Origin of the sequence: Sphingomonas glaciei (assembly GCF_023380025.1) — a bacterium.
Taxonomy (GTDB): Bacteria; Pseudomonadota; Alphaproteobacteria; order Sphingomonadales; family Sphingomonadaceae; genus Sphingomicrobium; species Sphingomicrobium glaciei.
Map to the genome: position 1 here is coordinate 1,453,596 of NZ_CP097253.1, position 12,234 is coordinate 1,465,829.

General features: G+C 60.4%; 8 protein-coding genes. 5 read left to right on the forward strand and 3 right to left on the reverse strand.

Features of this window, described 5'->3' with window-relative positions:
* The first annotated feature begins 49 nt into the window (after positions 1–49).
* Positions 50–916 (forward strand): hypothetical protein, encoded by an 867-nt coding sequence (locus M1K48_RS07165; RefSeq protein WP_249453900.1) that lies wholly within the window; start codon positions 50–52, stop codon positions 914–916.
* A gap of 89 nt (positions 917–1,005) precedes the next feature.
* On the forward strand, positions 1,006–1,200 hold the full coding sequence (locus M1K48_RS07170) for a helix-turn-helix transcriptional regulator (RefSeq protein ID WP_249453902.1): 195 nt from the start codon (positions 1,006–1,008) through the stop codon (positions 1,198–1,200).
* A gap of 738 nt (positions 1,201–1,938) precedes the next feature.
* On the opposite strand, the gene M1K48_RS07175 is transcribed toward M1K48_RS07170, so the two are convergent.
* Positions 1,939–4,044: a response regulator gene (locus M1K48_RS07175; RefSeq protein WP_249453903.1), complete on the reverse strand. Its 2,106-nt coding sequence runs from the start codon at positions 4,042–4,044 to the stop codon at positions 1,939–1,941.
* A gap of 1 nt (position 4,045) precedes the next feature.
* Positions 4,046–9,418 carry a HAMP domain-containing protein gene (locus tag M1K48_RS07180; protein WP_249453906.1) on the reverse strand — a complete coding sequence of 1,791 codons (5,373 nt, stop codon included), beginning with the start codon at positions 9,416–9,418 and terminating at the stop codon, positions 4,046–4,048.
* Positions 9,419–9,620: 202 nt separating this feature from the next.
* Here M1K48_RS07180 and M1K48_RS07185 point away from each other — a divergent pair, with 202 nt between their 5' ends.
* From M1K48_RS07185 to M1K48_RS07195, 3 genes are read left to right on the forward strand one after another with little or no spacing between them, the layout of a single operon-like run.
* Entirely contained in the window at positions 9,621–9,989 is a 369-nt protein-coding gene (locus M1K48_RS07185) for a hypothetical protein (protein ID WP_249453908.1), read from the forward strand.
* A gap of 1 nt (position 9,990) precedes the next feature.
* Positions 9,991–10,269: a DUF5985 family protein gene (locus M1K48_RS07190; RefSeq protein WP_249453910.1), complete on the forward strand. Its 279-nt coding sequence runs from the start codon at positions 9,991–9,993 to the stop codon at positions 10,267–10,269.
* On the forward strand, positions 10,266–10,535 hold the full coding sequence (locus M1K48_RS07195; RefSeq protein ID WP_249453911.1) for a DUF5985 family protein: 270 nt from the start codon (positions 10,266–10,268) through the stop codon (positions 10,533–10,535). The genes M1K48_RS07190 and M1K48_RS07195 overlap by 4 nt, the downstream gene beginning before the upstream one ends.
* Positions 10,536–10,926: 391 nt before the next feature.
* Here M1K48_RS07195 and M1K48_RS07200 read toward each other — a convergent pair whose 3' ends face one another.
* Complete coding sequence (locus M1K48_RS07200) at positions 10,927–12,216, reverse strand: Hsp70 family protein (protein ID WP_249453912.1); 1,290 nt, start codon at positions 12,214–12,216, stop codon at positions 10,927–10,929.
* Positions 12,217–12,234: the final 18 nt, after the last annotated feature.

Below are 12,234 nucleotides of genomic sequence, written 5' to 3' on the forward strand. Positions count from 1 at the left end.
GGTTCTCCGGCATGAGCATCGGTGGGCAAAACACCGATACAGGAAGAACGTGACAAGCAACTATGAGCTGCGGAAGCGCAGTGTTGATCCAAACGCCGCCGCAATCATCTTTTCACAGGACTTCGCCACGAAGGCCTTTGAGGAAGGGTTACATAATAGGAGACCATCTGAGGCCAAGGCCAATCGCCCGCGCTTGCCTGCCGATGTCGTAAGTTGGATCGCCGTAGAAGGCCGGCAGACACTTGCGTACGCTTGCCTTGCATACCTCTTCGCCTTCGAGATGAAGACGGATGTGTCCGAAGACCGGTCGTTCGTGGGGCTGATCAGGCAGGTACGGGACGGCGCCAAGCAGATAGCCGTCGCTGCCGATACCCTGGCTGATCAGCTGCAACGCCATCATCGGGAAACCGGGGCGATAGATCCCGTGCGAAACCGGGCTCTCATCGAGCTTGCTGCCAGCCTGAACGCAGAGGTTCTCAGTGCGGAAGATCTTCTGCCATCGCCCGAAGGCGGGTTCCTCCACGGCGTCACCCTGAGGCACGGCTTGCGGAATTGCCGACGATTGGCCGACCATGCCGATGACTTCCTCGACCGATATCGAACATATGCCGAGATAATGCGGGCCGAAGGCAAGAAGGCGCTAGAAATGCAGACCGGCAATCGGACGGATGCAGACCGGGACGCCTTCATCGAAGATCTTGCGGCAATCTATAAACAGGCGATTGGCAAAGACGCGAAGGCAAGAGAAGGGTCAGGAACGACTGGGCATGCCCCAGCACCCTTCGTCAGGTTCGTCCGCTATGTGTTCTCTGAACTGAGAAATATCTGCTCCCAGATCGGCGCCTGTGAGTATCTGGAAACGCCTTCGTCACACGTGATCAGGGCAGTCGTGGAACGCTCCGCCGCTGTTGTCTGAGCATCCTCGCAAGTGAAAATCATTCTCCCCTGTTTCTGACAAACGCGGAAGACAGGAAACTGAGTTCATCTGAAACGATGGAGTGTCGGATGAACAAGTTGCCGAAGTTTATCACCACGAAAGGCGTCGCAGCCATCGGCCACGTTAGCGTGGCTACCGCGTGGCGTTACTCCCGACGGCCGGACTTCCCCAAGCCGCGCTACTTCAGCCCCAAATATCCGGTCTGGATCGAGGATGAAGTGCTCGGGTGGTACATGAGCCGTCCGCAGACGCGGGTGGCCTAGTCCGGATGGGCGTCGCCTTGCTTAGCATTGGCGACGCCCAAGCTGGCACGACAATCAGCGCCGACGCTTGCGGCGTGTCGGTGACGTGTCTGCAGCCAGAACGGCAGATCGGAAGTTGACCGCAGTCGCATTGAACGGCTGTCCAGCGAGCACTTGCGTCAGCAAAGACCCACTCTCAGACACTCAGGCTTGCCAGCCAGCCTCCCGTAAGCGGACGATCGTTCATCGCGGGCGGCTGGAGGCCGAGGAGACCCACTCTCAGACGCTCAGGCTTGCCTGCCTGCCTCCCCTTAGGCGGACGATCGTTCATCGAGGCGAGCGGCGGCAGGAAAGACCCACAGTCAAACCCTTGGAGGTCCTCATGAGAGTTTCCACATCGGACATCCGTCATCGGTCCCGGCACAGAAAACCCAGATACTGACCCACAGAGCTACTTCCCCTGTTCGCACCAAACGTACCTTTATCGTGCCATGCAGACAATCAACGGACCTAGTGCGTTGCCTGCTTTTCGGGCGCGATCCGTCTATCGCTTACATCGAAGGTCCAGCTTCGCGGACCATCGGATCCGAACTGCGCTCAGCGCCACGTCAATGGCATCGCCAACGCCGACATTCCATCACGTGGCTGGCCGCCGGGCGTCAGCAGCAAGCCGACGGTGTATGTAAGGGCAAACTTCGGGTCATTAGTATCACGCTGCGGACACTAACAGTCCGAACGGTTTGCGTGAATCACGCTTGATTAGCTCGCAACTGATGTTTGAGCGCTGCCCTTCTGCTCGTGGCCGGGCCCATCGTCTGAGAGGTCTAGAACCTTTGCGATCGCGGAGGAGAGCGCATCGAGCGAGAAGGGTTTGCTTAGGATCATGACGTCCTGCGGGCGGTCGCCAATTTCATCCGAGTCCGCATAGCCGGTGATCAGCAACGCCGGCAGTCCGGGCCGATCGTTTCGCATGAGCTTGACCACCTCGGTGCCGCTGAGGTGGGGCATGGCGTAGTCACTGATGAGAAGGTCGATGGGTGGCTTGGCCTGTTTGGCGAGTTGCAGCGCTTCTGCTCCTGAGCTTGCCTCTAGGATCCTGTGATTGAGATCTTCGAGCAGTCCGACAGTCGTCATCCTGACCTCAGGATGATCATCGACTACTAAGATGTTCAAGCTGGGCACTGAAATTGGCAAATTTTCGACGTCGGCCCGGGCGCCGATGTCCTGTTCAGCCGCTTCCGGAAGCCAGATCTCAGCGGTCATTCCTGCGTTCTGATTGTTGAATAGCCGGAAGGTGCCGCAGGACTGCCGAGCGAAACCATAGACCATGCTGAGGCCAAGCCCGGTCCCCTTGCCCACCGGCTTGGTCGTGAAGAACGGCTCCAGCACCTTGTCGATCAATTCGGGTGGAATACCCGTTCCATGGTCGGAAACCCGCACGATGACGTAATTGCCGGCAGGGAGGTGGTCACCGGATTTTCCAGAAACGGTTCGACGATCGGTCGAAATGGTGATGGTGCCGCCATCCGGCATGGCGTCACGGGCGTTGATGATGAGGTTCATCAGCGCGAGTTCGAGCTGTGATTGATCGACCAGCGCAGACCAGCGATTGCCGGGTAAGTGCCAGTCGAGCTCGACAAGGCCGCCAAGGGTGTGACTGAGAAGATCGTCCACGCCCTTGTGAAGGTCGGCGAAATTAACCGCAACTGGCTGCAACTGCTGCTTGCGGGCGAACGCCAGCAGGCGCCGCACCAACTCGGATCCTTGGTCGGCGGCACGCCTAGTCATGTCGAGGATCTTGCGATGCTCGTCATCCAGCTGTGCCCGACGCTCGAGGAGGCCGAGGCCACCTAGGACGGCTGCAAGCAGATTGTTGAAATCATGCGCAATCCCGCCCGTGAGCTTGCCAATTGCATCCATCTTCTGGGCATGCACCAACTGGCTCTCGAGCGCGCGACGTTCCGTCACGTCAGTCAGCGTGCCGGCATATTCCAGCGGATTGCCATCGGCATCGCGAAGCAGGACCGCCTGATCGTGGAAGTGCTTGAAGCTGCCGTCCTTGCAGCGCCAGCGATACTCGACCGAAAGCCTTCCTGAAGCCGTGCGTTCGCCGATAGCCCGAAGCACGCGGTCGCGGTCTTCGTGGTGAAGTTGCTCCGACCAGAGCGTCGGCGTCTCGAACACGTCGGGCAGAGTATAGCCGGTCATCGCCTCGAAGTTTCCGCTGACGAAGGTCGGGCAACGTGGGTCGCAGACAAGCGGTTCAAGGTAGAGCAGGATCGGCAGCGATCCGATGATCGCGGCCTGCCGCTGTTCCGCCCGGCGCAACTCCTGCTCGGCACGTAGCAGCTCATTGTTCGCCTGGAGGTTGGCGTCGAGCAACGCTTGCTCATGCTTGGCCTTGCGCTCGATCTCACGGGATTTGGCGAACAGGTCCACGAAGACGGCGACCTTGGACCGCAGGATCATCGGGTCGACCGGTTTGAACACATAGTCGACCGCACCCATGGCGTAGCCGCGGATAAGGTGTTCGGCCTCCTTGTTGACCGCCGAGAGGAAGACGATCGGAATGCGCTTAGTTTGTTCGCGGCTGCGGATGATTCCGGCCGTTTCGTAGCCATCGAGGCCCGGCATGTAGACGTCGAGCAAGATGACCGCGAAATCGCCCTTGAGGAGGTGGCGAAGCGCTTCTTCGCCCGACCGCGCAATCACAATGTCACCGACGTCTTCCAGCACGGTCTGGATGGCGAGCAGGTTGCGTTCGTCATCATCGACCACCAGCACGCGAGGGCGGTCGGCCTCACCTTCGGGAATGGCGGCGGGGAATTCAATCTGCGCCTTCTGAACGCCGGCAGCTTCGACCATGTTATTCAGCAGCCTCGACAATGTCGTGGCTGACAGGGGTCAACTCACGGTTACGTGCTATCCATACGCGCAGGAGGGCGAGCAGCAATTCGATGTCGACCGGTTTTGCGATGTAATCGGACGCACCAGCGTCGAGGCACTTCTGGCGATCGCCCTTCATCGCCTTGGCTGTCACTGCGATCAGCGGCACTTCGGCGAGTTGCGGACGCTGGCGAATCTGCCGCATCGTCTCGTAGCCGTCCATTTCCGGCATCATGATGTCGATCAAGGCCGCATCGATGCCATCCGTCCGCTCGAGGATACCGATGCCTTCCTTGCCGCGTTCGGCGTGCAGAACCTCGACACCGTAACTTTCGAGCACGCTGGTCAACGAGAAGATGTTGCGGATGTCGTCATCAACGATGAGGACCTTGGTGCCCACCAGCTCGGCGACTTCGCGAGGCGGCTGGCTGGTCGACGAAGCTGGCGCGCGCTTGCGCTTGCCCTTCTTTGCCTCGCTCAGCAGGTTGCGGAAGACCTTGCCCAGCTCGTCCTGATCAGCCGGCTTCTCTGTAACGCCCACCGCCCCCATCGCCAGCACAGAGGCGCTGCGATCTGCGCCGGAGATAACGTGGATCGGCAGATGCGTCGTATCGGGATCGTGCTTCAGAAGATCGAGCAGAACGAAACCATCGATGTCGCTGAGCCCAAGATCGAGAGTGATGGCGTGGGGCTTCAGCTTGCGGGCAAGCGCCAGCGTGCCGGACCCGGCGGCGGAGACCACGCCCTTGAGGCCGGCTTCGCGCGCCTGATCCAGCAGGATGGCGGCAAAGGCGGTATCGTCCTCGACGATCAGGACAAAGGGATCCTTGCCCAGGTCATCGCGGTCGTCCTGGACTTCGAAGCCTGGAAGCGCCGTCGGGACGCTTGCGCCGCTATTTTCGTAGCGGGCACTGGTCCCGCCCCCAGCGGCTGCAGCGTTTAACGGCACGGCATCGAGCGGCACGAAGAGCGTGAAGGTCGACCCGACTCCGGGCTTGGAGCGAACCTGCAGTTCGCCGCCGAGCAAGCGAGCTATCTCGCGGCTGATCGATAAACCAAGGCCGGTGCCGCCATATTTACGGCTGGTCGTCCCGTCGGCCTGCTGGAAGGCTTCGAAGATGAGCTTCTGCTTGTCTTCGGGAATACCGATCCCCGTGTCGGTGACCGCGATTGCAATCGCACGATCGCCATTGCGGAGCACCGGGTGAGTCGGGCTCCACCCCTTGGTCGCCGTGCTGACGTTGAGGGTTACGCTGCCGCGGGCGGTGAACTTGAAGGCGTTGGACAGCAGATTGAGAACGATCTGCTGGAGCCTCTTCTCGTCGGTACGAATGGCCTCGGGCAGCGTCGCTTCGAAGTTGACGTCGAACTCGAGGTTCTTGTCTGCCGCAAGCTGGCGGAAGGTTCGCTCCATGTGCTGCTTGAAGCTGACGAGCGGAAGTTCTCCGACCTCGATGCTGACGGTGCCGGATTCGATCTTCGACAAATCGAGGATGTCGTTGATGAGGCTGAGAAGATCGGAGCCGGCCGAGTGGATCGTCCGGGCGAACTCCACCTGCTTGTCGTTGAGATTGCCCTGTTGGTTGTCGGCCAGAAGCTTGGATAGGATCAGCAGTGAATTGAGCGGCGTGCGCAGTTCGTGGCTCATGTTCGCCAGGAATTCGGACTTGTACTTGGACGTGAGCGCCAGCTGCTCGGCTTTCTCCTCGACAGCCCGGCGGGCCATGTCGATCTCGATATTCTTGGCCTCGACCTGCTTTTTCTCATTCTCAAGCAGCTGCGCCTTCTCCTGCAGCTCCTCGTTGGTCGCGTGCAGCTCCTCCTGCTTGGTGGTAAGCTCGGTCTGGCGGGCCTGAAGTTCCTGCGTTAGCAGCTGTGACTGCTTTAGCAGACCCTCGGTACGCATTGTGGCCGCGATCGTGTTGAGCACGATGCCGACCGATTCCATCAGCTGGTCGAGGAAGCTCTGGTGCGTTTCGTTGAACTCGCTGAACGAGGCGAGCTCGATTACGGCCTTCACGTCATCTTCGAAGAGCGCAGGCAAAATGTTGACGTTGGCTGGCTTGGCGTGGCCGAGGCCTGAGCCGATCCGGATGAAGTCATTCGGGACGTCCTTGAGCAGGATCGGACGGCGGTCAGCGGCAGCTTGGCCGACCAGGCCTTCGCGGAGCTTGAACTCCTTGCGGAGGTGGTCGGGGCTTTCCGCGCCGTAGCTGGCAACCAGCTCCAACTTGGTTTCCTCTTCCTCGCGCTTGGTGACGTAGAAGACGCCATATTGCGCGTTCACCAGCGGTGCGAGTTCCGACATGATGAGGTTGGACACGGTGGCAAGGTCGCGTTCGCCCTGCAGCATTCGGCTGAAGCGCGCGAGATTGGTCTTGAGCCAATCCTGCTCCGCATTCTTCAAGGTCTGTTCCTTGAGGTTGCGGATCATCTCGTTGATGTTGTCCTTGAGCGCGGCCATTTCGCCCGAGGCCTCCACCGCGATGGAGCGGGAAAGGTCGCCCTTGGTAACGGCGGTGGCGACGTCCGCGATCGAGCGCACCTGGTTGGTCAGGTTAGCGGCGAGCTGGTTCACGTTGTCGGTAAGGTCGCGCCACAGGCCCGCTGCGCCAGGCACGCGGGCCTGACCGCCAAGCTTGCCCTCGATGCCGACCTCGCGGGCCATGTTGGTGACCTGGTCGGCAAAGGTCGCAAGCGTATCGATCATGAAATTGATCGTTTCCGCAAGCGCGGCAATCTCACCCTTGGCGTCCACCGTCAGCTTACGCTTGAGGTTGCCCTGGGCCACGGCGGTCACGACGTCTGCGATGCCGCGCACCTGGTTGGTGAGGTTGGTCGCCATCAAGTTCACGTTGTCCGTAAGATCCTTCCAGGTGCCGCCGACGCCCGGCACCTGCGCCTGACCGCCAAGTTTGCCTTCGGTCCCCACCTCACGCGCCACGCGGGTCACTTCGGAGGCGAAGCCGTTCAGCTGGTCGACCATGGTGTTGATGGTGTTCTTAAGCGCGAGAATTTCGCCCTTCACGTCGACCGTGATCTTCTTGGACAAATCACCCTTGGCGACCGCAGTTGTCACGTCGGCGATGTTGCGGACCTGGCCAGTCAGATTCGCCGCCATCAGGTTCACGTTGTCCGTGAGGTCGGCCCAGGTGCCCGCGACGCCCGGAACCTGAGCCTGACCGCCGAGCTTGCCCTCGGTTCCGACTTCGCGCGCCACGCGGGTCACCTCGGACGCGAAGGAGTTGAGCTGGTCAACCATCGTGTTGATAGTGTTCTTAAGCTCGAGGATCTCCCCCTTCACGTCGACGGTAATCTTTTTTGATAGGTCGCCCAGCGCCACGGCGGTGGTCACTTCGGCGATGTTGCGCACCTGACCAGTCAGGTTGGCGGCCATGGCGTTCACATTGTCGGTGAGGTCCTTCCACGTGCCGCCGACGCCTGGCACCTGGGCCTGGCCTCCAAGCTTGCCCTCGGTCCCCACTTCGCGGGCCACACGGGTCACTTCGGACGCAAAGCCATTGAGCTGGTCGACCATGACGTTGATGGTGTCCTTGAGCTCAAGGATTTCGCCTTTCACGTCGACCGTAATTTTCTTGGACAAGTCGCCGCGGGCGACGGCAGTGGTCACCTCGGCGATATTGCGGACCTGACCGGTCAGGTTGCCAGCCATGAGGTTCACGCTCTCGGTTAGATCGGCCCAGGTGCCGGCGACGCCTTCAACCTGCGCCTGCCCGCCTAGCTTGCCTTCGGATCCCACTTCGCGGGCGACGCGCGTCACTTCGGACGCAAAGCCGTTGAGCTGATCGACCATAGTGTTGATGGTGTTCTTCAGCTCAAGAATTTCGCCTTTCACCTCCACGGTGATCTTCTTGGACAAGTCGCCGCGCGCCACGGCGGTGGTCACTTCGGCGATGTTGCGGACCTGCCCAGTCAGATTGCCGGCCATCAGGTTCACGCTGTCCGTAAGATCGGCCCAGGTACCGCCGACGCCGGGCACCTGCGCCTGACCGCCAAGCTTGCCTTCGGACCCCACTTCGCGGGCGACGCGGGTCACCTCGGAGGCGAAGCCGTTAAGCTGGTCGACCATGGTGTTGATGGTGTTCTTGAGTTCGAGGATTTCGCCGCGCACGTCGACGGTGATCTTCTTGGAAAGATCGCCCTTGGCAACGGCGGTGGTCACTTCGGCGATGTTGCGGACCTGGCCCGTCAGGTTCGCAGCCATCGAGTTCACGTTGTTCGTAAGATCGGCCCAGGTGCCTGCGACGCCCGGCACCTGCGCCTGACCGCCAAGCTTGCCCTCGGTGCCGACCTCGCGCGCCACGCGGGTCACTTCGGAGGCGAAGCCGTTGAGCTGGTCGACCATGGTGTTGATGGTATTCTTGAGCTCGAGGATTTCGCCGCGAACGTCCACAGTAATCTTCTTCGACAGATCGCCCTTGGCGACAGCGGTGGTCACTTCGGCGATGTTGCGGACCTGGCCGGTAAGGTTGTCGGCCATAAGGTTCACGTTGTCCGTGAGATCCTTCCAAGTTCCGGCGACGCCTTCGACCCGGGCCTGACCGCCAAGCTTGCCCTCAGTACCAACCTCGCGCGCGACGCGGGTCACTTCGGAAGCGAAGCCGTTCAGCTGATCGACCATCACGTTGATGGTGTTCTTCAGCTCGAGAATTTCGCCCTTCACCTCCACGGTGATCTTCTTGGACAAGTCGCCGCGGGCCACAGCGGTGGTCACCTCGGCGATGTTGCGGACTTGCCCCGTGAGGTTGGTCGCCATCGCGTTCACATTGTCGGTGAGGTCCTTCCAGGTGCCGGCAACGCCGCGCACGTTGGCCTGTCCGCCGAGCTTGCCCTCTGTGCCGACTTCACGCGCCACGCGGGTCACCTCGGCCGAAAAGGAGCCGAGCTGCTCGACCATGGTGTTAACCACCTTGCCGATACGCAGGAACTCGCCCCTAAGTGGACGACCGTCGATCTCGACAGTCATCGTTTGGGACAAGTCGCCCTTGGCCACGGCACCGATGACGCGCGCGACCTCGGCAGTCGGCTGCACCATGTCCTCGATCAGCTCGTTGACCGAGCGAATGGCAGTTTCCCAACCACCGCGCGCGTTCTTCACACGGCCGCGATGATTGATCTTGCCTTCCTTGCCGACCACTCGTGAGAGACGCTCGAATTCCTGAGCCATGTCCTCGTTTAGCGAAACGACTTCGTTGAAGAGCGTGGCGACTTCCTCATCAATGCCGTCACCTTCTTCCGGCATGCGAACGGTGAAATCGCCGCGTCGAAGCGCACGAAGCGCCGAAACGAGCTGGCGGCGATCGAGAAATTCGCGAGATGCTTGAGCGTTCACTTATCTCTCCGTGGTCGTCTCTCCCCCCGCTCACAGTTCAGCACGCGGCCCCCCGACCATGTTCGATGCGGCAGTAAGAACCCTAACCTCTACACGCCGTAAAGTGCGATGCCCATGGCTCCATTGGTAAAAGGGGCTTGCGGCTACGGACGCGCCGCTGGTAGCGGGTCCGCTCCTCTTGCCGAGAGACCTGCCACCATCGATGCCTGCTCCCGAGGCTCTGAAGCGATTCATCGCAGCTTCTTTCAAATCCGTGTGGTCACTTGAATTGCTTTTGCTGCTGAAGCGCTCGCCGGGGCTGCATGATCGCAGCGAGCTCATCGCTCAATTGCGAGCAAGCGAGTTGGTCGTGCAGCAAAGCCTCGACGGCCTGGTTGCGGCGGGCCTCGCCCTTTTCGACGTTGACGGCCGCGCCGAATTCAAACCCGCCTCACCGGACCTGTTGACGCGGATAGAGGAAGTAGAAGAACTTTATGCTAAGAAGCCGGACGCCGTGCGTCGCATAATTGTTGGCGGCAGTACGAGCGGTCTTGATGCCTTCTCGAACGCCTTCCTGTTGAGAGGGAATTAAGGTGGACGGAGTTCTTGCTTCGGCCGTCTACGCGCTCTGCTTTCTGACGAGCAGCGCTTGTGCCTTCCTTTTAGCCAGGGGTTTCCTCCGTTCGGGCGCCCGGCTGCTGCTGTGGAGTTCGCTCTGCTTCGTCTTCCTGGCCGCAAGCAATCTCCTGCTGGTCGCAGATCTCCTCTTCTTGGCCGAACAGGATCTCAGCGTCTCCCGAACGCTCCTCGCCTTAATCGGCGTAGGCACCTTGCTGTTTGGGTTTGTCTGGGACCTGGAGGAAGAAGCGTGACGCTTTACGTGTTCCTGTCCGGCGCGGCGAGCACTGGATTTCTTCTGGCAGCCCTCTTTTTTCTGCGCTTCTGGAAGCGGACGCACGATCCCCTGTTCTCTGCCTTCTCCCTGGCGTTCGCGCTGATGGCGCTCGCTCAGGGATTGCTGGCGCTATCCGGCGTTCAAGGGGAAGACCGAGCTTGGATCTACTTGGTCCGGCTAGCCGCCTTCTTGATCATCCTTGCCGCAATCTACCGTAAAAATCGTTACGGACGAGCGCGCTAGCGTCGCAGCATCAATCACGATTGGATCGCCTGCGGTCAGCAGCGAATCGGTGGCTGAGCAATGCGGTCAAGAAGAAGCGCAGTCCGTGATGCCCTGTTCTTGCCTTACTGATTCTAGGTTTCAGCTTTGACCGGCAACATCGCATTTCTTGATTGGAGCTTGCGTCGAGCAGTTCGCTGACGGCGTGTGAAGCTTCTGAGCACAGGGAGCAACTTGCGCCGCGGCCGTATTTACGACTCGTGCGGCTTGGTGGCTTCTCGCGGTAAGCAGACATGGCCTTCTTGGGTGATTATGCGTCGGCTTTCCGCCCCTGCTAACCTGAAAGCTGCCATTCCGCTTTCCACCAGGAGCAGTCGCCGGGTGCAGCCTGCCTGAATGCAGTTGGCTTCATTTAGATCGCCCAAGCGGAGAGATCGGGCTCGCTGCCTATAAGGGCTAGGCCGTGAGCAATGGATGTGAGCTCATTGCCGCTCGCAATGCGATCAGCCCCGAAGCGCTCAGAGAACAAGTGGCGCACACGAGGGATAAGCGAGCTTCCGCCTGTCAGAAAGACCCGGTCGATCTCTGCAGTACCGATACCTGCGCGCGATAAGGCGAGATCTACAGCTTCTTCGATACGGGCGAGGTCTGGGGCAATCCAGCGCTCGAAGTCCGCCCGCGTGACTTCCGCCTCGATCGAGAGACCTCCGCCAGAAAAGCTGAAGTTTGCAATCTCAGCCGAGGAGAGTGCACGCTTCACCTTTCCGACCGCCTCGTACAGCGCATATCCAAGTTCCTGCTCGATGATGGAGACCATCCTCTCAATCGGCACAGGATCGATTGCCGAACGCTGCAGCTTGGCGAGTTCCGCAAGGGTCTTCCGATTTCGCATAAAGGCTAGCCGGGACCAGTCGGCAAATTCGGCGAACCATCCGGACGGGATCTCGAGCACCTTGTCGAAGGACCGATACTGCCCGCCCTTGCCGAGTAGTGGCAGCACCACGTTATCAAGAATGCGGCGGTCAAAACGATCCCCTGCAATGCCTACGCCAGCGTGGCTCAGCGGCGTGCAGCGCTTAACTCGGCCAGGTTCCTCGATCCGTACAATCGAGAAGTCGCTTGTGCCGCCACCGAAGTCCGCAACGAGAACAGTTGCGGCGTTACGGAGCTCAGAGGCGAAGCTGAAGGCAGCGCCGAGGGGCTCGTAGACATAGGATATGTCGGCACCCAGCCCAGCAAAGACGGCATTGTAGCGTTCTCGGGCAAGCCCTTCATCCGGACGGTGCCCTGCAAACACGACCGGACGGCCTACAATTACGCGCCTGTCTCGCTGCTCCATCGCACCGCCGGATCGCTGCATCATTTTCTCCAGGAACAAGGCACCCAGATCTTCGAAGCGGTAACGGCGATCGAAGATGCTCGCGTGAAGAAAGTGGGATGAGGCGGCGACCGTCTTGAACGATTGTATGAACCGGCTCCCCTCAGGGTACGCTAGGTACTCGTCCACGGCCCACGGACCCGCTTCCACAGCGATACCGCTTTCATCTTCCCAGAAGCAAAGCGCAGACCGGAACACGGGATCGGCACCCTCCGGCCCTCGGAGTGGGATAAGTGAGGCGACGCCATCAACGGCAATGGCAGCGACCGAGTTGGTCGTGCCGAAATCGATGCCAAGGACGGCAGGCTGGATGGGAAGGGTCATGGAGCGCACGTCCCTACC

What these genes read in the sequence shown, in the direction of transcription:
- M1K48_RS07185 (WP_249453908.1), top strand. Translation starts at nt 9,621, where the DNA reads ATGCCTGCTCCCGAGGCTCTGAAGCGATTCATCGCAGCTTCTTTCAAA.
- M1K48_RS07200 (WP_249453912.1), bottom strand. Translation starts at nt 12,216, where the DNA reads ATGACCCTTCCCATCCAGCCTGCCGTCCTTGGCATCGATTTCGGCACG.
- M1K48_RS07175 (WP_249453903.1), bottom strand. Translation starts at nt 4,044, where the DNA reads ATGGTCGAAGCTGCCGGCGTTCAGAAGGCGCAGATTGAATTCCCCGCC.
- M1K48_RS07170 (WP_249453902.1), top strand. Translation starts at nt 1,006, where the DNA reads ATGAACAAGTTGCCGAAGTTTATCACCACGAAAGGCGTCGCAGCCATC.